The sequence below is a fragment of the Flavobacterium hercynium genome (assembly GCF_002217285.1).
Taxonomy (GTDB): Bacteria; Bacteroidota; Bacteroidia; order Flavobacteriales; family Flavobacteriaceae; genus Flavobacterium; species Flavobacterium hercynium.
In genome coordinates this window covers 1-23,733 of sequence record NZ_MUGW01000051.1, presented here as the reverse complement: position 1 = coordinate 23,733, position 23,733 = coordinate 1, and the positions used below count along the sequence as shown (strand labels likewise).

Sequence of the window (23,733 nt, the reverse complement as noted above, 5' to 3'; positions counted from 1 at the left end):
GTTGTTTTTTAGTTTTATTGATCCTGTGTTAATTCGGGTTAGTCTGAATTTGGGATTTTTATTTTTGTCAAAACTAAAGACTTATGGTTCAGTGGTTTTACGGAAAACCATAATCGCCAATTAAAACGAATTTACCTAGCCCTGATAGAAGCGGCATCCTTTTTCTGGCTTCTTTAGCCAGGAAAAGATAGAGCGGATAGCAGGAGAGAGCTCCTGAAAAACATTAAAACTCCACTAAATTTGACCATTAAAAAACACAAAAAATCAATAATAGAATTTTAAACAAAAATTTCGTAAATTTGCACTCCAATAAAAGGAATTAGAAAATGTTAGATAGACTTCAAATAGTAAAACAACGTTTTGACGAGATTTCGGACTTAATTATCCAGCCGGATGTTATTTCTGATCAAAAACGTTATGTGCAATTGAATCAAGAGTACAAAAACCTGAAAGCATTGGCTGAAAAGCGCGATGAATATGTGCTTTTGATGGCTAATATAGATGAGGCAAACGAAATTATTGCTGATGGAAGTGATGCAGATATGACCGAAATGGCCAAAATGCAACTTGATGAAGCTAAGGAAAGATTGCCTGAACTTGAGGAAGAAATTAAATTTATGTTGATTCCGAAAGATCCTGAAGATGCTAAAAACGTAATGGTGGAGATTCGTGCAGGTACGGGTGGGGACGAAGCAAGTATTTTTGCGGGTGACTTGTTCAGAATGTACACTAAATATTGTGAGAACCAGGGCTGGAGAACTTCTGTGGTAGATATGAACGAGGGTACTTCCGGAGGTTTTAAAGAGGTTATTTTTGAAGTATCAGGAGAAGATGTTTACGGAACTTTGAAGTTTGAAGCCGGAGTACACCGTGTACAACGTGTTCCTCAAACGGAAACTCAGGGTCGTGTGCATACCTCTGCAGCTACTGTTATGGTTTTGCCGGAAGCAGAAGAGTTTGATGTACAAATTGATATGAACGACGTTCGTGTGGATTTCTTTTGTTCATCTGGACCTGGAGGACAATCGGTAAATACTACGAAATCTGCGGTACGTTTAACGCACATTCCAACTGGATTGGTGGCGCAATGTCAGGATCAGAAATCGCAACATAAAAATAAAGATAAAGCGTTGAATGTATTACGTTCTCGTTTGTACGAACAGGAATTGGCTAAGAAAGAGGCTGAAGATGCTACAAAACGTACATCGCAGGTTAGTTCTGGTGACCGTTCTGCTAAGATTCGTACGTACAACTATGCTCAAGGTCGTGTAACGGATCACAGAGTTGGTTTAACTTTATACGATTTAGGAAATATCATGAATGGTGATATTCAGAAAATTGTTGCCGAACTACAGTTGGTTAACAATATGGAGAAATTGAAAGAGGCGTCGGAAGTTTTTTAATTTAGACTTGCTTAGATTTTAAGACTGTCTTAGACTTACTTAGATTTTTGGATTTTTAGACTAACTTAGATTGTTAGATACTAGACTTCTTAGATATTAGACTAGCTTAGATCTTTAGACATTAGACTTCTTAGATTTTTAGATAATAAAAAAAAGCTGTTTCACTTATGTGAAACAGCTTTTTTTTTGGAGTAATTTATTGATAGTTAGTATGTTGTTTTTTTATTGGTTTTTTCTGTATCTATTTTGGAAGTGTCGCTTTAAATTATGTACTTTCGAATCCTGAAATAAAGGAAGAAAATTCTTGAATTATTACATGCTATAACCTAACATGAAAAACGGGTTAATGAATATAAATACAAATTTATGAAGTTAAAAAAATGGATGTTTTTTTTAGTGCTAGTGCTTGGGTTAACATCTTGCTCGAATGATAAACAGGAAGAAACGCCCAAAGTTAGTTACGCTGACATTAAGCCGACTCAAAGTAAATACAAAGCTTTCTATGGCGAAAAATTGTTTAAAGTTTTTGGTCCATTAACTTCTAAATCATCTGAAAGTGATCCAAATGCAGAAACTAAAAAGCCGGTTTCTGTCATATTTTATCCAAATACAAAAACTATTTCGTTTTCAAACATCTTCGATAATAAAACTGTTGAGTATGCTGTAACTGATATTGTAGATAACGAAACTTCTTTAACATATAAATTTGAAATTAATGCGGTTAAATATACTTGTACTATTGCTAATAAAACAAGTTTGAGTCCAACAATTGTAACCGTTACTTTCTTAGGCGGATATTATAAATTCGATGTAACTGATTCTGAAAAAAAGAATATAAAATATTTACTCGTAAAAGAAACTTATACTTCAATAAGAGATAGTACCAAAAATCAGATCATGCACTATACTTATGCAGATACTAATTTAATTCGAGTAGTTACTCATTTAATCCATCCTACTCTTTTAATACGCTTAACCAGTATTAATAATTATATTTATAATGAAGAAAAAAAGTTAGTTACAATAGTTATGACAAATGAGAGCGGAGTTTTTAAACGCAAAATATCTTATGAATATTTAAATAATTTAATTGTTAAAGAAACAACTGAAGATTCTACGGGAAAGGTAATAGCAGTCGCTACTTATGGCTACAATTCAGAAGGTAAAGTTTCTTTAGCTTCTTTTGCAGATTATGAAGGCAATATTAATTCACAACGACATTATTCATATGAAAAAAATAAAATTACTACAAAATTTTTTGACCACAATAAGGAATATTCAAGTACTCAAATATTAACATATGATATTCAACGTAAGCCTTATTTAATTTCTCAAGAGAGAGTTTTAGATCCATCTACCAATTTAAATTTTACTTCTTTAACTATTATTTCTATTAATGGTGATGTTTTCTTTAAGGATGATTATGTGTATGAGTATTCGCCTGAGGGACTACATCTTAAAACTTTGTATCGAAATGTAGATCATGCTCCGGATATTAGAGAGAAAACATATATCGAAGAATAAATGAAATAAATTAGATTGTTCGATTTTTAGACTAGCTTAGATTTTTAGATAAATAAAAAAAGCTGTTTCACTTGTGTGAAACAGCTTTTTTCTTTTGGTTCAGTTTAAAGATTAAAATCTTAGTATCTCAGCACCTTAGCGCTTCAGAAGCTAGAAAAAAATCTTAGTACCTCAGCATCTTAGTGCCTTAGAACCTCTAATATATGTGGAAGGATATTAACTCTTTAACCGTTTGTTTTAGAAACGTATAAGGAAGTTAGATACCTAGAAAAATTCTCGTGTATTCAAAACATTTGTACATATTAGAGTAAATGTGCACACCGTTTTTTATTATTATTTGGTTTAGCTTTTCCATAATAGTTAATTTTTGATAGAACAATTAGTCTCTATATGATTCTTCCTGATTTGATGATTCGTAATGTGGTTCCTGTTTTTTTGAAACTAAATTGGTAACAACCAGCTGCAACAAAGAACCGAATATGTTTTTTACCGTAGAATCTGATTTTCCTACCACAAATTTTTTGGTGAGGTAACCTATTCCAATGCTTACTGCAGATTGGGCTAAGTTGCCTTTAAAACCAACGGTTTCATTGATTTCCTCGACAGTATTCCGAATTAAATTTAGAGGTCTCAGATTTACTTTTAGCTCTGTTATTTCATCTTTAATCGCAATCCACTCGAGATCTTGTTGTGCTTTTGTTTGTCTGATTCGCTCGTTTAATGTTTCGACATCAAAAACGTTTAGTTTAATAGCTTCCATATTAATTTTAGTTTTTTTCTGTTTGCAAATCAGTTTTAGTTTCTTTTAAAATACTAGTGATAACCATATTTCCAATTGGCGTTTTAATAAGCGAATGTTGAAATTTGTGCAATACAACGGCAACAATCAGGTAAAACAACGCCAGGATAAAAAAACCGTAATAATACTCTCCGAGCTCTTTTCCAATCCATAAACTGATCCCGATATTTAGGAACAGGGTAAAAAATGCAACAACAGCGCCAACGGCTATTTTAGATGTAATTGTTGAGAGTACATCTGCTGATGCTGATACCGTTCTAAGCTTAACTAATTCTAAGCTTGTTCTGGTATAGTTTTCAGCTTTTTCAAAAAGGTTTTCGTTTGTTGTTGCATTTGGTTCCATGATAAAGGTATTTTATGGTTTAAAAATTTCACTCTTATTAGTAGTTAGTTTTTACAGTTTTTGCTTCATCTTTAATTGCATTGAAGTCTTCTTTTGCAGCATTGAATTTTGCTTTTCCTTCTTCGATAATATCTTTACCGTTTGAAGAGATTGTGCTGATGATTCCATCAACTTTGCTTTTTAGGTTATCTCCGTAATCTTTTGATTTATCTGAGATTTTTTTTCTTGTGTTTGATCCTTTATCCGGTGCAAACAATACTCCTAAAAATGCTCCTGCAGCTGCAGCTCCTAAAATTCCTAAAATTGTGTTACTAGTTTTCATAATAGTTGATTTAATTGATTAATATAATGTGTTTAATTATTGTGATTTTTAAATTTCGCGACCTTTGATAAGTCTGAACAGAATTGCGATTACAGCAATTACTAATAAAATGTGGATAATACTTCCAAGGCTATAAACGAAGAACCCAAGGGCCCAAAGAATAACCAGAATTACTGCGATTGTATATAATAAGTTTGACATGGTTTTATTATTTTATGGTTAATAATTATTTTTAGTTAAGTCTATATGATAAGTACAAACTTAAGTTGCTGTTTTTTGCATCAGGCGCTGTGTAAGTAGTTCCTGCAAAAGTTCTTTCTTTTCCAACAGTAGTTAAACCGTAGTTATAACGAACTCCAACACTTATTGGGTTAAAATCTACTCCAACACCAGCTGAAAGTCCTGCATCGAATTTGTTTAAATCATCTGTATCAATGTCTTCGCTAAAATCGATAGATCCTGATCCTGTAACTTTAGAACTTACCAGGTAAGATGCATATCCACCGGCATGAACATTAAAGTTTTTTGTAATGTTAACACGAACTAATAATGGAAGCTCGATATAGTTTAATTTGAATTTTGCGTTTCCGCTTGCAAATGCATTATCATACTCTAATTCAGCACCTTTTGTAGTAAACAATAATTCGGGTTGAATAGCAATAAAGTCAGATATTGGTAATGTAGCGTAAACACCGGCATTAAAACCATATAGTACATTTTCGTCGTCAGCGTCGTTTTGATATAGGTTCGACATGTTAAAACCTCCCTTTACACCAAACTCAGTGGTTACATTTTCATCTTGTGCGTGCAGCACTCCAAATGTTGCTGTCATAAAAAGGGTTAAGGCGAATAATAATTTTGATTGAATTTTCATAATTTCTTAATTTAGTTTAATAATGGATTCTAAGGCATTTAGTTAAAATTTTCTCTAATAGTTTCAGTTTCTCGCAGAAACTGGTAATCACCAGGAAGATATTGCAATACTAACTTCAGAATCATTTCATCATTTGTTTCTTTAGAAATAGATTCAAATATTTTAATTTGATCGGCTAACGATTCTGCAATAGAATTGGTGTAAGCTTTATCAAAATTGACACTATTTGTATCTGTAATGGCGTATAAATTTTCGTTATTTGTGGCATTTATGTCGGTAACAATAATTAATCTATGATTGGCAATTTTTGTAACCTCTTCTAACAAATGAGTCTGTTGCTCTTCGATCTTCTTACTCACTTCCTTTACTTTACTTTCTGAAGCTTTTTTTTGGGCAATTTGACTTTTTTCAATTATCGACTTACTTAGATTTGCCGTCGCAATAAAAAAATAAGTTTCTACTTGTTCTTTGTCGGTTCTTGTACTAGTAAAAGTTTCGTTTTTTAAGTTCGTTTCCATCGGATTATTATTGTTGCATGATGACACGCTCAGTATAATTATCAATAAAAAAAAAACTTTCAAAAAAGGTGCTTTTAACACGAACATTGCTTTCATTATTACTTCTTAAAGTATTACAATACAAAGATGCTAACGAATAGAAGCTTTTTCTTTACAGCATAAAAAAGAATCGTTATATAATTCCCATAACGTAGTATTTAATGGGGTTTAGCCTTTTATTTTCAAGGTGTTATGATGTTGAAATGGGGGTAAAAAAAAAGAAACTATAATGGAGCTATAGTTTCTTTTTGTATTTGGGTATGTTTTTGCTTGGTTTTTGTTTCTTACAATTATAATAAGGCAGAAGTATAACTCTGTTTTTATTTTTCTAATTCTATAATAGTATAAAATTACTCCGGAAGAAAGACAGTGAATTTTGAACCTTGATTCGGAACGCTGTCTGCAATAATATGACCACGATGATTGTCTACAATTTTTTTGCAAATAGCAAGTCCAATTCCTGTTCCCGGATAATCTGTTTTAGAATGTAAACGCTGAAAGAGAATAAAAATAGTTTCTTTGAATTGAGGATCAAATCCCATTCCGTTATCCGTGAATGTTATTTTGTAAAACTTCTTTATATTTTGTTCCAGTAAATCAGGATATTCATAGGAATGAATTTTTTCGCATTCGATCGTGATTTCAGGGTTAATATTTTCCTGGCTGTATTTAAGCGAATTTCCGATCAGGTTAATAAATAACTGTTCGATCTGATACGGAATAACATCTAGCTTAGGAAGTTTGCCGGCCGTAATAATCGCCTTTTTTTCGTCGATAACTTCTGTGAGTTCGCCTTTGGCATTCTCCAGCAAGTCATTTAAATTCGATTTTAGAAATTCTTTTTTTGTTGTATTGGTTCTTGAGAACAAAAGTAAGTCATCAATAAGAACACGCATTCTTTTGGCTGATACTTCAATTTTGTCAAGGTAATCTTTTGCGCTTTGTGATAAAGCGGCTTTGTCCGCATCCGAAACACGTGAAATGAAAGTCTGAATTTTACGAAGCGGTTCCTGTAAATCGTGACTTGCCACGTGATTGAAGGATGCCAGTTCCTGATTGCTTTTTTCTAATTCTTTATTTCGTTCCTGAAGTTCAATATTTAGTAAATGCTCGTCGGTAATATCAAAATTGATTCCGAGAAGAATTTTACTTCCGTGCTGATCCGTTAATAATTTTCCGGTAGATTTAAAATACCTCAATTTATTATTAGGGAGTATTAACTTATAATACACAAAAGGAAGTGTTTTTTTGATGCCCATATTGGTAATGGCATTTGATACATTTTCTTTATCGTCCGGATGTACAAAATGTAAAAAAGAATCTTTGTCAAGTGCAAATTGTCTTGGTCTTAAACCCAGCATGCGATACTGATTGTCGGAATGATCAATTGCATTGCTGTCTAAATCCCATTGCCAGGTACTGAATTTCCCAATAACTTCTGATTCCGACATTAGTCTGGAGGAGATCAGTAATTTTTTATTGATAACGATTAGTCTTTTAATATCGTTACTGATTTGTCTGTACGCCAGTAAAATAAAAGTTAAGGCTGCCAGGAATAGCGAAATAGAGAAAACAGGGCTTAAAGAAATTTCCTGATCGTAAATTTTTAAACGTCGCTGTAAATATTTTTTCTCGATATCATTCATTTCGTCTACTTTGAAACGAATGTTTTCCATAAGAATTCGTCCGCCAAACATATGATTGTCGAGTTTTCTCTTATCATATGTTTTGGGGTCGCTATATTTAAGACAGTTTTCAAACGAAGTAAAACGCTGAATAATTAACTTAAACAGTTTTTGAAGATTTTCCTGTTGTTTAGGATTGTCTGCGGTAAGTTTTTTTAAGGTAATAAAAGACGTGTTTACCTTATCGCGCGAATACGTATAGGGCGATAAAAAACGGTCATTTCGTGTTATAATATAGCCACGTTGTCCCGTTTCAGCATCTTTTATTGCCGACATTAACCGTTCTAATTGAATGTTGATCTCGTAAGTGTGCATTACCAACTTACTGGATTCATTCAAATCCTGGTTGTGTTTGTAACCAATGGAAGATAGAAATAACAGAATGAAAACTGCAATTACAAAAATAACTCTCAAAGAGTTTGAAGAATTAAACTTGGGTATCCATTTCATTGGAAATTTTTATTTTAAGCGCAACAGAAAATTATCCCGGTTTAAACCTGAGGTGTGATAATGCCAATTTAATGTAACGACTTCATTGATGATTTTTTTTAACGTATTAAAATCACTTGGTTTTTTAATGTAAATATTGGCACCTTCAATAAATGTGTCCTCAATATCCTCTTCAGACGATGAAGTAGAATAAATGGCAATGATGATGTTTTTAAGATGTTCTGTTTTTTTGATTTCGATCAGACATTCTTTACCTGTTTTTTTAGGCATATTTAAATCCAGGAATAAAATATCGGGTAATTTTACATCCGGAGTCAATAAATGTTCCATAAGTTGAAGACCATCATGAACGAAAGTTACATTCGTCTGAACTCTTACTTCTTCAAAAGCATCATTAAAAAAAAGTCTGTCATCTTCATCGTCATCAGCGAGTAAAATGTGTAATGCGTTTTTCTGCATTTAATTTTTAGGTATTTAGTTTTGTTGTCTTTTATTTTAAATTCTCTCTTCTCTTTTTAATAATTCTCTGAAAAGCCGATGGCGTAATTCCGGTTGTGTTTTTAAACTGTGTACTCAAATGGGCAACACTTGAATAGTTAAGTAAAAAAGCAATTTCGGTCAAACTCATTTCATTAACTAACATTAATTGTTTGGCTCGTTCAATTTTTTGCAGAATAATGAAATTTTCAATCGAAGAATAGGTTACCTCAGAAAATACGTTCGATAAATAACCGTAACTGTGATTTAATTTCTCTGCTAAAAATACAGAACTCTTAAAATTATTATTATCATCCATATAAACGAGCTCAATTATAGCATCTTTAATTTTTTGAACTAAAACGCTTTTTTGGTTTTCAACAACTTCAAAACCAAATGGGCCCAAATTATTTTTTAAAGTTTCAAGCGCTTCAACACTCAGATTTTCATCTAGTTCAATTTCGCCAAAACCTAATGTGGTAAAATTCATTTTTTCCTCTTCTAATTTTTGTTTTAAGAAGAGCGAGCAAATAGTGTTAATGTCAAACTTTATAAATAGCTTCATATAGGATAAAATAGGGTTAAAGATAATTAATTTTTATTTGGTAATGCTAGGGCTTTAAGATTTAATTGAGATTAACTTTTGAGATGACCATGTTAACCTAACCAAAAAAATACCGTCTAAGGTTTGTATTTAGACGGTATTTCGATTGGGTAAAAAGGGCTTACAAATCTGATAACAGCTGCTTAAACTCTTCTTTAGTTTTACCTAGTTTTTGTTGAAGCTTTCCATACATTTCATCTTCTTTTCCTTCAGCATACATTAAGTCATCATCAGTTAAGTCGGCATATTTTTGTTTTAATTTCCCTTTTAACTCATTCCAGTTTCCTTTTATCTCTGTAGTATTCATGATCTTTTTATTTAGTAATTAATAGTATTGTAAAATTGCGAATTTATACTGCAAAACTTGTTATATCCATTTTTAAGATTGTTGCATAATTCACATTTTACTACGTTTTACGCCTGATAGCGACGTAAAACCCAGGCCATTTTTTCATGCTGCTGCAATAAACCTGTTATAAAGTCGGCTGAGCCGGCATCGTGGTTGTCTTCTTCAAAAGCGGGGATATAATCTCTAAATTCAGTAACAAGCTGTTCGTGGTTGTTTAAAAGTTCAGCGAGCATGTGTTTTTGTGAAACATATTCTTTAGGGGATTCTTTAAGTGTGGAGTTGTCTATAAACTCTTTCATCGTACCAATTGTTTTTTCTCCCAATTGACTAATGCGTTCTGCTACCTCATCGATATTATTTTCAAGAATTCTGTACTGTTCTTCAAATAACTTATGCAGTTCCATAAAACTATTTCCTGAAATGTTCCAGTGAAACTTTCTTGTTTTGACGTACAGTGTCATTTCGTTAGATAAAATCGTGGCTAATATTGTGGCGCTTTTCTTTAAATTTTCTTTGGTAATGCCAATATTTGGGATCATAATAGGTCTTTTTGGGATGAATTCAAATATATAGGAGAATGCCAATCATTATCTTACATAATTTACAGCAAATGTTACATGAATTCAACCTTAATATAACATTCTTTTAATTCTAATATTGTAGATTTGCCGCAACTTAATTAAAAACCAATTTTAATGAAAAAAACATTACTCTTTTTATTACTTTTTACTTTTACACTTTCGGCTACTGCCCAGTCTTATATGGGTTATTTTCACGATAACTATGCCGGTGTGCAAAGCGTACTTTTTAACCCTGCGTCTATAGCAGATTCACGTTTTAAAACAGATATTAACCTGTTTTCTATTAGCGGAGCTGTACAAAATGACTTATACGGTGTTAAATTAACAGATGTTTATAAAGATGGTTACGATTTTGATGCACAATCTAAAATGTATGCAAAAAACAGTAACAATGCTCTTCTTAATTTTGATATTATGGGGCCATCGTTTATGTTTAATATTGCACCTAAACATACCATTGCTGTTTTTACAAGAGCAAGATCTGTTAGTAGTCTGCGCAATATCAACGGAGGACTTATCGATCAGATCAAAGATGGTTTAGATGAAGCAAGTGACTTTAATTTTAACGCAGGAAATGCAAACGGAGCTTCAAACACTTGGGCGGAAGTTGGTATTTCTTATGCAGCTGTTTTATACCAAAAAGACCAACACTTTTTAAAAGGAGGTTTGACTGCTAAATATTTACAAGGAGGTGTAAACGGTTATATTCACGGAAATAATGTTCAGTTAAAATATAATGAAAACAGAATAAATCCGGAGAGAGGAACACTTGAATCTACAGGTCAAATAACAATTGGAACAAGTCAGGATTTTGAAGCAAATGAAGATTATAAATTTGATTCAGGTTCAAGAGGAGTAGGTTTTGATTTAGGATTTGTTTACGAATGGAGACCAGAATATGAAAAATACGATATTACTAAAGCAACACGTGCTGATAATAACTTCAGAGATTTAAATAAATACAAAATTCGTTTTGGATTATCGCTTACAGATATCGGATCTATCAATTACAGAAATGCAAGACAAGATACGTATAATGTAAATGGTACAATTACACAGGAAATGATCAACGATGCTGATGATTTTTATAAGTTCCTGGATCAGAATTACCAAAAAACAACTACTACAAGCGGAACAAAAACAAATTTGCCGACGGCACTTCACGCAGATGTAGACTGGAATATTCATAACAAATTCTACTTAAACCTTAACGGAGATATCAATATGATCTCTGCTAACAAAATAAATGGTTATGGTGTTGCAGACAGAATTACACTTACACCTCGTTACGAAAGAAGATGGTTCAGTTTTTATGTACCAATGACTTACATGCAATACAGCGGAATGCAGGTTGGTTCAGGATTAAGAGTAGGAGCTTTCTTTGTAGGTTCAGGTTCTGTTCTTAGTAATTTTGTTTCAAAAGAATCTAAAGGAGCTGATTTTCATTTAGGTATGAAGATTCCGGTATACGAAAAGAAATTTAAAGACAGAGATGAAGATGGTGTTATCGACAAAGAAGATGCTTGTAAAAAAGTAGCTGGTCCTGCAGAAAACAACGGTTGTCCTTGGCCAGATTCAGATGGAGACGGTGTTTTTGATAAAGACGATGCTTGTCAGGCTATCGCAGGTCCTAAAGAAAATAAAGGTTGTCCTTGGAAAGATTCTGATGGAGATACCTTATTAGATAATGTAGATGCATGTCCAGCAATTGCAGGTCCGGTAGAAAACAAAGGATGTCCTTGGCCAGATACAGATGGAGACGGAGTTCTTGATAAAGATGACGCTTGTCCTAATGTTGCAGGTTCAGTAGAAAATAAAGGCTGTCCGGATTTAGACGCTGACAAAGATGGTGTTCTTGATAAAGATGATGACTGTCCGTTAGTTTTTGGTCCTAAAGATAACAGAGGATGTCCTAAAGTTACTAAAGAGACATTAGCACAATTAAAAGTAGAAGCAAAATCAATTTTCTTTACAAGTGGTAAAGCAAGTTTAAATGATGCAAGAAAAGGAGAAACTTCAGGAAGACTTGATGCTATCAAAGAAATTTTGAAAAACTATCCAAATGCTAAATTTGCGATCAATGGACATACAGATAACGTAGGAAATGCAAAAGCAAATCAAAAATTATCTGAGGCGAGAGCAAAAGTAATTATGGACTTGTTAATTGAAAAAGGAGTTAATCCAGCTAACTTAACATCTCAGGGATTCGGTGCTTCAAAACCGATTAAATCTAACAAAACAGCTTCAGGAAGAGCTGAAAACAGAAGAACAGAGATTGTTTATTTAGGGAATGTACTATAACATCCGGAATATAATATCAAAAAGCCACTCGTAATTGAGTGGCTTTTTTTATTTTTGCATACTTTCTAAAAAGAACCTTTTCTTTGAAACAGAAGAACTAAAAAATCAAGAATGACAACACAACAACTACACGAACAAATTCTTCAGAAAAAATCATTTTTATGCGTTGGATTAGATCCTGATCTGACTAAAATTCCACCTCATTTATTAGAAACCGAAGATCCTATTTTCGAATTTAATAAAGCCATAATCGATGCCACGCACGATTTGGCTGTTGGATACAAGCCCAATACCGCTTTTTTTGAAGCTTACGGTTTAAAAGGATGGATGTCATTGCAAAAAACGATTGAATATATTAACGATAACTTTCCTGAAATTTTTACGATTGCAGATGCAAAAAGAGGTGATATTGGCAATACATCAAGTATGTATGCAAAAGCCTTTTTCGAAGATTTAAATTTTGACAGTGTAACAGTAGCTCCTTATATGGGAAAAGATTCTGTTGAACCTTTTCTGGCTTTCGAAAACAAACACACCATTATGCTGGCCTTAACGTCAAACGAAGGTGCTTTTGATTTTCAGACGTTAAACGCAAATGGAAAAGAACTTTACAAACAAGTTTTAGAAACGTCTATAACATGGAAAAACAGTCATAATTTAATGTATGTTGTGGGTGCAACCAAAGCCGAATACTTTGCTGAAATCCGTAAAATTGTTCCGGATAGTTTTTTATTAGTTCCCGGAATTGGAGCACAAGGCGGAAGCTTATCTGAAGTTTGCAAATACGGAATGAATGACAAAGTAGGTTTACTAGTCAATTCTGCAAGAGCAATTATCTACGCTTCAAAAGGTACTGATTTTGCGGAAAAGGCGAGAGAGGAAGCGTTGAAAGTACAACAGGAAATGCAAGATATATTGGGATTATAGAGTTTTTTTAGATTTCCGGTTTTTTATTGTTTCAAGTTTTTTTTGTTTCAAGTTTACTTCGTCTGTTCGGCTTTCAGCCTCGGGTCAAGTTTTGGATTGTGTAATCTAAACGCTAAAGTTGTTTTTTGTTAGCATTTAAAAAAGAACTTAGCTGAGCTTGTTTGAACTATATTCAAAGTAAAGCAAACGTGAAACCTGAAACAAAAAAGAAAACCTGAAACTTGAAACAAAACAAACGAAAAAAACAAAAAATAAATGAAACAACTTACAGATCAACTTGGTACTTTACATTCTTTTGAAGGTGCACCGCAACGTATTATTTCGTTGGTGCCATCGCAAACAGAATTACTTTGTGATCTGGGTTTAGAAGATAGAATCATCGGAATCACCAAATTTTGTGTGCATCCTTATCATTTAAAATCGATTAAGAAAATAGTTGGCGGAACAAAGAAAATTCACTTCGAAAAGATAAAGTTGCTTCAGCCTGATGTCATTATTTGCAATAAAGAAGAAAACACTCCCGAAATTGTAGCGCAGCTAAGTGCTATTTGTCCGGTTTGGGTAACGAACATTGTTACTATTGAAGATAATTTTAAAATGATCTCCGATTTTGGTCAGCTTTTTAATTGCAGAACCGAAGCTCAAAAATGGAATGATAAGCTAACTTTTGCTTTGCGCGACTTCAAAAATTATATGGCAACTATTCCGCAAAAGAAAGCAGCTTATTTTATTTGGAAGAATCCGCACATGGTAGCAGGAAATGATACTTATATTAATGAATTGCTTAAACTGAATCATTTTAATAATATCTACGAGGATAAAGGGCGCTATCCTGAAATAGAACTCAAAAAAATGCGTTTGGAAGGCGATCCGGATTTGGTTTTTCTTTCTTCAGAGCCTTATCCGTTCAAAGAAGAAGATGCTTTTGAAATAGGCAGGTTTACGCATCATGCTAAAACTGTTTTTGTTGATGGCGAAATGTTCTCCTGGCACGGGAGCCGACTTTTAAAGGCTTTTTCTTATTTTAAATTACTTCACGAGCGATTGAAAGATTAATTAAACGAACTTCTATATTCTAAAGGAGAAACGCTGGTTTTGTTTTTGAACAATTTATTAAAAGATTGTGGGTATTCAAAACCCAATTGAAAGGCCGTTTCACTTACGCTCAATGAAGTAGTGGTCAGCAGTTCTTTTGCTTTTTCTATAATTTTATTGTGAATATGGTGCTGTGTACTTTGACCTGTAAGCGAACGCAGCATATCACTTAGGTAATTAGGCGAAACATTTAATTCGTCTGAAATATAAGCTACAGTGGGCAAACCAAGTTTCTGCACCTTATCGCCTTCAAAATAATCAGATAAAAGATTTTCTAGTTTCGTTAATAGCGTATTGTTGGCGTTTTTTCGGGTAATAAATTGACGGTTGTAAAAACGATTGCAATAGTTAAGAAGTAGTTCGATATGCGAAATCATTACATCCTGACTAAAAGGATCTATAGAAGAAGAATATTCCATATCAATATTTTTCATAATTCCTGTAATCATCATTTCTTCTTTATCCGAAAGATGCAAGGCTTCATTAACGGAATAAGAGAAATAACCATATTCTTTGATTTTTTTAGCCAAAGCATAATTTTGAATAAAGTCAGGATGAATGACAAGCATAGCGCCATAAACGGCAGTATCTACACTTACCTCAGTAGAAATTACCTGACCTGGCGACATAAAAGTCATTACACCTTCATCAAAATCATAAAAATTTTGTCCGTATTTCATTTTTCCTGTAAAACCTTTTTTGATGCATACCGTGTAAAAAGAATACACAACACTTTTTAAATTATCATCAAAATGACATGTGATTTTGCTCAAGTCTACAAAACTAACCAACGGATGCTGTGGTTTTGGAATTTTAAGCATTGAATGTAATTCTGAAATAGATTGAATAAGATACGGAGTAGTGACGTCTTTTTTCATTGTAAAATTAATTAGAAGAAAACAGTTAACAGAAAATAGAATATAAAAACAGAATTTAAAAACAGAACAGATAGAACAAGATAAACAACAAGGAAAAGCTATCGTAAAGATAACTTTTCCTGAGAATAAATTCTTTTTATTGATCAATACCTGCCATATTAGCTTCATCGTATCGCGCTCCGGTTGATGTACCAAGCGGAATAATTTTCTCCAGTCGGTTCATTTCTTCTGTTGTTAAAACCATTTGAGCAGCAGCGATATTTTGCTCTACATATTTTACACGTTTTGTTCCGGGAATAGACAAGATGTTTTTTGTAGCAATCCACGCAAGTGCCAATTGCGACGCGGTAATTTGTTTCTCGTCTGCGAGTTTTTTAATTTCATTTACCAGCGCGATATTTTTTTGAAACTGTTCACCCTGAAAACGCGGCATTGCTTTTCTAAAATCACCATCAGGAAAATCATCTTCTGATTTAATATCTCCTGATATGAAACCTCTGCCAAGCGGAGAATAAGCAACCAAACCAATTTCTAAGGAGTTTAAAGTATCTAAAATCCCAACTTCTTCAATTGTTCTTTCGAATAAAGAATATTCTGTTTGTACAGCAGTTAAAGGATGGATTTTGTGTGCTTTTCGAATCGTTTCTGACGAAACTTCAGATAAACCAATATAACCCACTTTTCCTTCTTTAATTAAATCTGCCATAGCTTGTACCGTTTCTTCAATTGGCGTATTAGGATCTAAGCGATGTAAATAGTACAAATCGATATAATCGGTTCCTAAATTTTTTAGAGAACGTTCTACTGCTTTTTTTACATATTCTTTTTTACCGTTAAACTGCCATGTTAGCTGTTCATTATCATCGATTTCATAACCAAACTTTGTAGCAATAGAATAAGCGTTGCGATTGCCTTTTATAGCTTTAGCAATTAATCTTTCGTTATGCAAAGGTCCGTATAAATCTGCAGTGTCCAGAAAATTACCTCCTAATTCAAGCGAACGGTGAATGGTAGCGATTGCTTCCTTTTCATCGGCTTTGCCATAAATATCCATTCCCGCTATCTGTGTCATTCCCATGCATCCTAAACCAATATTAGGAACAATAAGACCTTGATTACCTAATTTAATTTTTTGTATCGTACTCATAATTACTATGTGATTTTTTAGATTAAAATTGATATAGCAAAGATCTTCTTGTTTTACTTTTAGAAAGTATCCAAATCTCGTGTAGTTGTATCTAAAATGAGTTTCTTTTGTTTTTTTGGTTTCAAGTTTCAGGTTTCAGGTTTGCCTTACTTTGAACATAGTTGAAAGGAGGTTAATGTTAAGAGAATAGAACTTTAGCGGTTAGATTGCACAATCCAAAACTTGAAACTTGAAACAAAAGAAAACCTGAAACAAAAGAGTAAATTTCATATAACAAAAAATGCCGGCATCTCGAAGACGCCGGCATCATTTAACTAACCAAAACCAAAATAATAAATAACCAGTTTATTACATTACAAAGATCTGACTTATACGAACGTTTTGCTGTTAACGTTATGTTATTACTTTGTTGGACATAAGTTAAGATTATTAAAAACGGGATTCTGAGGATTGTGTAATATAATATAGCTTTTAGTTATTAGAATATTATTAGAATCAATTTTGTTTATGGAATTAATGGCTTTTTGTTCGTATATTTGATAAAACATTAAAAATCAGCAATATGGATACAAACAAGAAATTAACAACTGCAACAGGAACTCCAGTTCCTGATAATCAAAACATTCAAACTGCTGGTCCACGCGGACCTGTTTTATTACAAGACTTTTGGTTTTTAGAAAAAATGGCGCATTTTGACCGTGAGGTAATTCCGGAACGTCGTATGCATGCCAAAGGATCTGGAGCTTATGGAACTTTTACCGTAACACATGATATAACAAAATATACAAGAGCCGACCTGTTCTCAGAAATCGGTAAAAAAACAGACATGTTCGTGCGTTTTTCAACCGTTGCAGGAGAAAGAGGAGCTGCCGATGCAGAAAGAGATATTCGTGGCTTTGCCATGAAATTTTATACCAATGAAGGAAATTGGGATTTGGTTGGAAACAATACGCCCGTTTTCTTTTTCCGTGATCCAATGAAGTTTCCTGATTTAAATCACGCTGTAAAACGTGATCCAAGAACCAATTTAAGAAGTGCTGATAACAATTGGGATTTTTGGACTTTATTACCAGAAGCTTTACATCAGATTACGATTGTAATGAGTGATCGCGGAATACCAAGATCATACCGTGAAATGCACGGATTTGGAAGTCATACTTTTAGTTTTCTGAATGCACAAAACGAAAGACATTACGTTAAATTTCATTTTGTATCACAACAGGGAATCGAAAACTTATCTGATGAAGAAGCTGCTTTATTAGTGGGTGGAGACAGAGAAAGTCACCAAAGAGATTTATACGATGCTATCGAAGATGGTAATTTCCCGAAATGGAAAATGTTCGTACAAATCATGACAGAAGAGCAAGCTGCTAATTATCGTTTTCATCCTTTTGATTTAACGAAAGTATGGTTAAAAGGTGATTTTCCGCTAATTCCTGTTGGAGAATTTGAATTAAATAAAAATCCTGAAAACTATTTTGCCGAAGTAGAGCAAGCAGCCTTTAATCCTGCGCACATTGTTCCCGGAATCAGTTTTTCACCGGATAAAATGCTTCAGGCACGTTTGTTTTCGTACGGAGATGCGCACCGTTACCGTTTAGGAGTAAACAATTATCAGATTCCGGTAAACTCATCAAGATGTCCTTATAATAGTTTTCACAGGGATGGAGCAATGCGTGTAGACGGAAACTACGGAAGCCGCAAGCATTACGAACCAAATAGTTTTGGAGAATGGCAGGAACAACCTGAGTTTAAAGAACCACCGTTGGCACTTCATGGTGATGCGTATGCACACAACTTTAGAGAAGACGACGATGACTATTTTACACAGCCAGGTTTATTATTCCGTTTATTAACAGAAGAGAAAAAACAACTTTTGTTTAAAAATACAGCCGGACAAGTAGGAGGGGCGCAGCTTTTTATTCAGATTCGTCATATTAGAAACTGTTTTAAAGCAGATCCGGCTTACGGAGAAGGTGTAGCAACAGCTTTGGGATTAACAATGGAGCAGGTACATAGTTTTGCAGATCCAAGAGTTTAATTTTTAGAGGTTCTTAGACACTGAGTTGCTAAGCCTCTGAGGTTTGAACTTCTTATAAAACATAAAATCCGACAGATCTTTAAATCTGTCGGATTTTTTATTTTTAAACTATATTTTGTTTTTAAGAGAATACAACAGTTTTATTGCTGTAAACCATTGTTTTACGCTCTGCATGTAATTTTATTGCTCTTGCCAAAACAATACGTTCCAGATCTCTTCCTTTCATTATAAAATCGTCAACAGAATGAATGTGAGATACGGGAGCAATGTCCTGTTCGATAATCGGACCTTCGTCCAGCTCTTCTGTTACGTAATGACTTGTAGCTCCAATGATTTTTACACCACGTTTAAAAGCAGAGTGATACGGTTTTGCACCCGGAAAAGCAGGTAAAAAAGAATGGTGAATATTGATGATTTTATTCTCGTAAAGTGAAATTAATTTTGGTGTGATAATTTGCATGTAGCGCGCCAAAACAATAAAATTGATCTGGTATCTTTCTAATAATTCAATTTGTCTCGCTTCGCCTTCTTCTTTATTGTCTTTTGTAAACGGTACACAATGATACGGAATATCAAAGCGTTCTGCGATAGAGCGTAAATCATTGTGATTGCTAATGATTACAGGAATTTCAACATTTAACTCGCCAGCGCTGTAACGACCTAAAATATCAAACAAACAATGATCGTATTTAGAAACAAACAATGCCATTTTAGGTTTTTGTTCCTGATTGTACAAATCCCACGACATGTCGAAATCTGTCGCAATAGTTTGACTGAAATCTTCTTTGATCTCTTCAATACTACTATTCAGATTTGTTAACTCACATTCCAGACGCATAAAAAATACATTTTGCTCCACATCTACGTGCTGATCAATGTAGGTAATATTTCCTTCTACTTTCGCAATAAAAGTAGTTACTGCGGCAATGATTCCTTTTTTGTCTTTGCAATGAATGAGAATGGTTATTTTTTGCATCTTTATAATTAGTTAAATCGGTTAATCGTTTATTTGTTTAATCGTTTATTGTTAGACTGTTTAATCGGTTATTGCTAAACTGTTGAATTGCTTATTTGATTTATTGTTATTTGTACAAATCTTTGTAATATTTCAATAATACAGCCGACCGATTAAACAAATCAACAAATTAACGGTTCAACAATATGAAGCTACTTTCCGTCCTGCATTGCGAAAACGCTTTTTAGTAAAGGTGTTGTTCTGGCACTGATATTATTACGGATGTCTTTTTCTTCTACGGCAATCATTTTGAAAACACCAGATAAAGCCTGATTGGTGGTGTAATCAGTTAAGTCTGGATTTACTTTTTTTACTAATGGAATGCTGTTGTATTTTGTTATCAATTTAGTCCAGACAACATCAGCTCCTACTTTTTGGAAAGAACTTTTAATTACCGGATTAAACTTTGCATATAATGCTGTAGTTGTAGTGCCTTGTAAGTAGCTGGTAGCAGCACTGTCATTTCCTAAAAGAATATTTTTAGCATCGGTAAAAGACATGTTCTTTACAGCCGAAACAAATATTGGAGTTGCTTCTTTTACCGCATCTTCAGCAGCGCGGTTTAATACTTTTACACCTTCATCTGCTAAAGAGCTAAGACCTACTTTTCGCAATGTAGCATCTACTTTTTGTAATTCCTCAGGCAATAAAATTTTTACAGCTTCATTTCTGTAAAAACCGTCTTCAGCAGTTAATTTGCTAACTTGTTGTGTGATTCCTTTGTTTAAAGCTTCTCTTAATCCGGAAGCGATATCGACACCGCCGACAGCTCCCACTTGTGGAAATTGATTTAATGTTTGTTGCAGCTCAGCACAAGAGGCAAGAGAGAACGCAATAAATAAAACGATAATTTTTTTCATTAGATTGGGGTTTATTAAGACTCAAAAATAATACATATTCAAAAACAAAACCACATTTTTATTTCAGTAGTAACACTATTTTGTTTTATAAGTAACATTTGTACCACAATCTGTTTTTTAAAAGCTGTTATCAATCATCAAATGGCATAATGTTTAACATCGTAATTTAAATTTCTAAAGTCAAAAATAATAGAATAAGAGATATTGATTTACGGCCAGTACATTCGCATGCAATAGTCCCAATATTCTTTACTGGAGATATAAGTTGATTCTAATAAACCTATAGGAAGATTTTTTTCGTCAAAGAATTTTGCACGTATAATTTTTTCATTTTTATCATCTCGCATATTGATATTTCCTTCGGCATCATCAATTAATTTCTTCTTCTTTTCATATACAGCTGGTTTCTCCATTACAAATTCGATTGCAGCTTCATTGTGTGATTCTCTTTCTCCGGCTCGATTTCCGTTTGAGTCAAAGGTTTCGATTCGCCTCAAATACCCATCCTGATAATAAAATAATTGATAGGCTATTGTACCATGAAGTATGGTGATTTTGTGATTTTTTAAACGAAAGCGAAGTACCTGTTTTCTTGAATTGGTAAACTCAACAGCTCCGTTTCCGTCATTGTCTACAAAACTATATACTAATTGTACCGGTTTAGAAAACGATACTATTTTCTCTGTAAAATGTTGGTGTCTGCTATCGTTTTGAGCCATTGTTGCTGTAGAGCACATAAAGGCAAGATATAAAATGAAAATTGACTTCATCTTATTCGGTAATTGAATCAGTTGCGCTGATAGGTTGTGGATCGGAAGCTAATAAATCAATTTCTTCCTCTGTTTTTTCGATGTAAACAGATAAATGTTCAAATTTCCATTTTCCTCTTTTAGTAGCCACTACAAACAAAGTTCCTTTTCCTTTTGAACCCTTAATCGGAATTTGTAGATCACAGTTTCCTGCTTCACCACTTGTGTGAATATTGCCGGAAGCCATACCATCTGTTTCGATTGGTTTTCCTAATTTTTCAATTGCATTTGGATTGTTCTGGACTTTATTTAAAGCATTTTTGTAAGCATCAGATTCCTCAAACATATAAGTAATGCCAAAGAAAATACCGGCAATGAATAAGCCGAAAAAAGCCAAAATACTTAAACATCCAGTTGGTACGAACCATTTCCAGTTTCTGTCCCACCAGCTTTTTTTAACAACTAATTCATTTGAATCATCCATATTTTAAATTTGTTTGCATTTTTACTTGGTAATTTATAGTGCAAATAAAAATTAAATTTATGGAATATTAATCAAGACGGACGAAATTGATTTATTAGTAGGTTGAAAAATAACTAAGAAGAGCAACTTTTTAAAACTGAAGATACATTTACTTCATTTTTAAAAAGTTGCTCTGTTTTTTATTTCAATCTAACAAATAGGGTAGAAATTAGGGGTATTAAAACCCTGCTTTTCCTAAGGCATAGGACATAACATTATGTAGAAATCTTTCTTGTGGGGTATCGATTATAGTTCCGCTGATTGGTGAACTTCTATAGATGTCATCATCGTACAAGAATACAACTCTGCCTCCATTTCCTGTAATAAAAACAGTAGGACCTATATTTCCCGTTGCAAGAACTGTAGAATTTGGAGGCAGCTGATTAGAGGTAATGCATCCATTACCTCCAGAACCTACAATAATAGTATTTGTTCCATCTCCGAATATACCATTATTAATAGAGTTTGTATTTGTAGTGAAACTTGTACCGCCTGTTTGTGTAGAACCTATACCACCAAATTCTGTAAATATTTTATTTCCAATAGGCTGACTATCGAATAGTGAGATTACTACACCACCTCCGTCTACAAATGCTTTGATTTTGTTTGTGTTTGTTGAAGACATTCCATTTTCTCTTATACAGATAATATCGTAATTGCTTTGTAGTTGTGCTGCCGAAAGGCCTGATAAAGTTGATGAAATATCAATGAACAAAAAACCTCCGAAATTACCTCGATGAGTTCCGGTACTACCATAATTTGCAGCGTTTTGAAGTTGTGAGTTAAAAACTGAATGACTCGATGATCCCGTCACATGACCACCATGAAAAGCCAAACGAACTAATTTGTCAACATTCACTGAGTTTGTGCAGCTTAAGTTAATTTTAGATAGTGTCGCTGTAAGTACTCCATCTGAAACAGGAGTTCCAGTAAGATTAAAGGTTATTACCTGGCTTTGACCTGGATTAAAAGAGGCAGATGTTGGAGATACCGAAGCAACAGTTATTCCGGTTACGCCAGTTAAAGTAAGGTCACTATTCTGAAAATTTAGTGGTCCAATGGTTGTTAAACCATTATTAGTAATTGTTACTCTAAGCGATGCTCCTGAAAGTGCGACAGAACTTTTATAAGTGCCCACGAAACCGGGTGTAGAACAGTCCAAAACTATAGGACTTTTAGGATGAGCATCAACAAGGCAATTGGACCATGTGGTACCATTGAAAATTCTGGCACATTTTAATTGAGAATCGTACATCATTGTTCCCTCAGCAATAATACCCCCTTGCGGATTAACCATATTGGCAGTGTCTGAGTTGGTTGGCAAAACTAAGCCAAAAGTGTTGGTCGTTGGTCTGTTGATATCAAGTGCTCCTCTGGGAGTAGGTGTTCCAAGGCCAGTTTGTGCGACTATTAACTGATTAAATGTCAGTGTTATAATAATGATAATGTAGAGTTTTTTCATTTTTTACTTTATTTCATTTGTTACAAATTTCAAATGTAACTGGAATTGTTTTTTATGTTATGTCATGAAAAGTTTATTACTATCAAATGAAGACATATTTAATTCCTATGAAATGTAAGTACCGCTCGTGTTGAAATTGTCAGTTAAGTTCAGTTTTTAAAAAGATAACTTAAAAAAACTGGCTTACTCTTAATTTGAATTTAACGTGCTAAAAACTGAGATTATTTTAAATTATTCATTAAATGCGTTACGAATTATGATGTAACTAAACTGCTTGCAGAAAATGTATATCTGGAGTATAAGTATGATTATTTTGAGTGAGTTCCATTAAAACAAACTCTGTAGATTCTTCCCCGCCTCCTAAAATATCAAACATCGATCTGATCACAGAAAATGGTCTGCGATGAAATACGCGCAGGTTTAAAACAAAATGATTCATTGCATATTTGAAACTGCTTTCGTTGGCACGAACAAAATAAGCGATAGGTGTTTTTTTGAACTGATTCATTATGGCAGGATACACTATAAATCGTCCTCCTTGCTGAACTAACATGTTGATTTCGAACACGCTTAGTCCTTCTATGTTTTTTGTCTTCATCTTAAATTAATTTTGGATTATTAGATTAGTGATCTTATAACTTTGCAAATATCAGACGATTAATCTATTATTTGATCCCAAAAAAAATTAGATAATACCAAAATAGGACACAATTTGTCCTATTTTGGTAAAAACAACATTATAAAAGAAAAACTTTCTAAAATTCGGA

The 23,733-nt window shown here is 33.4% G+C and carries 25 protein-coding genes; 6 read left to right on the top strand and 19 right to left on the bottom strand.

The annotated features are described in order from the left end of the window. The first annotated feature begins 326 nt into the window (after positions 1 to 326). The gene (prfA, locus tag B0A66_RS19595) at positions 327 to 1,403 is read left to right on the top strand and encodes a peptide chain release factor 1 (RefSeq protein WP_026981929.1); all 1,077 of its coding nucleotides are present in this window, start codon (positions 327 to 329) and stop codon (positions 1,401 to 1,403) included. 366 nt (positions 1,404 to 1,769) lie between these two features. Beyond that, on the top strand, positions 1,770 to 2,927 hold the full coding sequence (locus B0A66_RS19590; RefSeq protein WP_123868267.1) for a hypothetical protein: 1,158 nt from the start codon (positions 1,770 to 1,772) through the stop codon (positions 2,925 to 2,927). A 379-nt stretch (positions 2,928 to 3,306) separates the two neighbouring features. On the opposite strand, the gene B0A66_RS19585 is transcribed toward B0A66_RS19590, so the two are convergent. The 11 genes from B0A66_RS19585 to B0A66_RS19540 all read right to left on the bottom strand — a co-directional run bounded on the left by B0A66_RS19585 (position 3,307) and on the right by B0A66_RS19540 (position 9,926). Beyond that, on the bottom strand, positions 3,307 to 3,687 hold the full coding sequence (locus tag B0A66_RS19585) for a hypothetical protein (protein WP_089051557.1): 381 nt from the start codon (positions 3,685 to 3,687) through the stop codon (positions 3,307 to 3,309). A gap of 7 nt (positions 3,688 to 3,694) precedes the next feature. Continuing rightward, positions 3,695 to 4,069, bottom strand: coding sequence for a hypothetical protein (locus tag B0A66_RS19580; protein ID WP_089051556.1), 375 nt, complete (start codon positions 4,067 to 4,069; stop codon positions 3,695 to 3,697). 37 nt (positions 4,070 to 4,106) lie between these two features. After that, positions 4,107 to 4,391 (bottom strand): YtxH domain-containing protein, encoded by a 285-nt coding sequence (locus B0A66_RS19575; RefSeq protein ID WP_089051555.1) that lies wholly within the window; start codon positions 4,389 to 4,391, stop codon positions 4,107 to 4,109. 48 nt (positions 4,392 to 4,439) lie between these two features. Next, positions 4,440 to 4,592: a lmo0937 family membrane protein gene (locus B0A66_RS22765; RefSeq protein WP_115098685.1), complete on the bottom strand. Its 153-nt coding sequence runs from the start codon at positions 4,590 to 4,592 to the stop codon at positions 4,440 to 4,442. Positions 4,593 to 4,623: 31 nt separating this feature from the next. Then, complete coding sequence (locus B0A66_RS19570; RefSeq protein ID WP_089051554.1) at positions 4,624 to 5,265, bottom strand: porin family protein; 642 nt, start codon at positions 5,263 to 5,265, stop codon at positions 4,624 to 4,626. Between the two features lie 38 nt (positions 5,266 to 5,303). Next, positions 5,304 to 5,783 carry a DUF4142 domain-containing protein gene (locus tag B0A66_RS19565; protein ID WP_244283553.1) on the bottom strand — a complete coding sequence of 160 codons (480 nt, stop codon included), beginning with the start codon at positions 5,781 to 5,783 and terminating at the stop codon, positions 5,304 to 5,306. Between the two features lie 389 nt (positions 5,784 to 6,172). Further along, entirely contained in the window at positions 6,173 to 7,957 is a 1,785-nt protein-coding gene (locus tag B0A66_RS19560; protein ID WP_089051552.1) for a CHASE3 domain-containing protein, read from the bottom strand. A 9-nt stretch (positions 7,958 to 7,966) separates the two neighbouring features. Continuing rightward, complete coding sequence (locus B0A66_RS19555) at positions 7,967 to 8,416, bottom strand: response regulator (protein ID WP_089051551.1); 450 nt, start codon at positions 8,414 to 8,416, stop codon at positions 7,967 to 7,969. A gap of 31 nt (positions 8,417 to 8,447) precedes the next feature. Then, a complete protein-coding gene (locus B0A66_RS19550; protein ID WP_089051550.1) occupies positions 8,448 to 8,999 on the bottom strand; it encodes a helix-turn-helix domain-containing protein in 552 nt (183 codons plus the stop codon). Between the two features lie 160 nt (positions 9,000 to 9,159). After that, positions 9,160 to 9,345, bottom strand: coding sequence for a CsbD family protein (locus B0A66_RS19545; protein WP_089051549.1), 186 nt, complete (start codon positions 9,343 to 9,345; stop codon positions 9,160 to 9,162). Between the two features lie 107 nt (positions 9,346 to 9,452). Next, positions 9,453 to 9,926 carry a Dps family protein gene (locus B0A66_RS19540; RefSeq protein WP_089051548.1) on the bottom strand — a complete coding sequence of 158 codons (474 nt, stop codon included), beginning with the start codon at positions 9,924 to 9,926 and terminating at the stop codon, positions 9,453 to 9,455. Between the two features lie 156 nt (positions 9,927 to 10,082). Between B0A66_RS19540 and B0A66_RS19535 the strand changes: the two genes are divergently transcribed. The 3 genes from B0A66_RS19535 (at position 10,083) to B0A66_RS19525 (ending at position 14,252) form a co-directional block, all read left to right on the top strand. Next, positions 10,083 to 12,269: a DUF5723 family protein gene (locus tag B0A66_RS19535; protein ID WP_089051547.1), complete on the top strand. Its 2,187-nt coding sequence runs from the start codon at positions 10,083 to 10,085 to the stop codon at positions 12,267 to 12,269. Positions 12,270 to 12,380: 111 nt separating this feature from the next. Next, the gene (gene pyrF / locus B0A66_RS19530) at positions 12,381 to 13,196 is read left to right on the top strand and encodes an orotidine-5'-phosphate decarboxylase (RefSeq protein WP_089051546.1); all 816 of its coding nucleotides are present in this window, start codon (positions 12,381 to 12,383) and stop codon (positions 13,194 to 13,196) included. 255 nt (positions 13,197 to 13,451) lie between these two features. Further along, complete coding sequence (locus tag B0A66_RS19525) at positions 13,452 to 14,252, top strand: ABC transporter substrate-binding protein (RefSeq protein ID WP_089051545.1); 801 nt, start codon at positions 13,452 to 13,454, stop codon at positions 14,250 to 14,252. On the opposite strand, the gene B0A66_RS19520 is transcribed toward B0A66_RS19525, so the two are convergent. Both B0A66_RS19520 and B0A66_RS19515 read right to left on the bottom strand, forming a co-directional pair. Further along, complete coding sequence (locus B0A66_RS19520) at positions 14,249 to 15,169, bottom strand: helix-turn-helix domain-containing protein (protein ID WP_089051544.1); 921 nt, start codon at positions 15,167 to 15,169, stop codon at positions 14,249 to 14,251. The genes B0A66_RS19525 and B0A66_RS19520 overlap by 4 nt on opposite strands. 136 nt (positions 15,170 to 15,305) lie before the next feature. Continuing rightward, positions 15,306 to 16,316 (bottom strand): aldo/keto reductase, encoded by a 1,011-nt coding sequence (locus tag B0A66_RS19515; RefSeq protein WP_089051543.1) that lies wholly within the window; start codon positions 16,314 to 16,316, stop codon positions 15,306 to 15,308. 562 nt (positions 16,317 to 16,878) lie between these two features. On the opposite strand from B0A66_RS19515, the gene B0A66_RS19510 reads away from it, so the two are divergent. Further along, the gene (locus B0A66_RS19510) at positions 16,879 to 18,357 is read left to right on the top strand and encodes a catalase (RefSeq protein WP_089051542.1); all 1,479 of its coding nucleotides are present in this window, start codon (positions 16,879 to 16,881) and stop codon (positions 18,355 to 18,357) included. A gap of 121 nt (positions 18,358 to 18,478) precedes the next feature. Here the strand turns inward: B0A66_RS19510 and purU are convergent, their stop codons facing one another. The 6 genes from purU to B0A66_RS19480 all read right to left on the bottom strand — a co-directional run bounded on the left by purU (position 18,479) and on the right by B0A66_RS19480 (position 23,564). Then, positions 18,479 to 19,333 (bottom strand): formyltetrahydrofolate deformylase, encoded by an 855-nt coding sequence (gene purU / locus B0A66_RS19505; protein WP_089051541.1) that lies wholly within the window; start codon positions 19,331 to 19,333, stop codon positions 18,479 to 18,481. Between the two features lie 191 nt (positions 19,334 to 19,524). After that, positions 19,525 to 20,232, bottom strand: a complete 708-nt coding sequence (locus tag B0A66_RS19500; protein WP_089051540.1) for a DUF4197 domain-containing protein — start codon at positions 20,230 to 20,232, stop codon at positions 19,525 to 19,527. A 209-nt stretch (positions 20,233 to 20,441) separates the two neighbouring features. Next, on the bottom strand, positions 20,442 to 21,002 hold the full coding sequence (locus tag B0A66_RS19495) for a hypothetical protein (protein ID WP_089051539.1): 561 nt from the start codon (positions 21,000 to 21,002) through the stop codon (positions 20,442 to 20,444). A gap of 1 nt (position 21,003) precedes the next feature. Continuing rightward, positions 21,004 to 21,465 (bottom strand): cytochrome c oxidase assembly factor Coa1 family protein, encoded by a 462-nt coding sequence (locus tag B0A66_RS19490; RefSeq protein WP_089051538.1) that lies wholly within the window; start codon positions 21,463 to 21,465, stop codon positions 21,004 to 21,006. A 217-nt stretch (positions 21,466 to 21,682) separates the two neighbouring features. Continuing rightward, on the bottom strand, positions 21,683 to 22,966 hold the full coding sequence (locus tag B0A66_RS19485; protein WP_089051537.1) for a hypothetical protein: 1,284 nt from the start codon (positions 22,964 to 22,966) through the stop codon (positions 21,683 to 21,685). Between the two features lie 265 nt (positions 22,967 to 23,231). Beyond that, complete coding sequence (locus B0A66_RS19480) at positions 23,232 to 23,564, bottom strand: hypothetical protein (protein ID WP_089051536.1); 333 nt, start codon at positions 23,562 to 23,564, stop codon at positions 23,232 to 23,234. Positions 23,565 to 23,733: the final 169 nt, after the last annotated feature.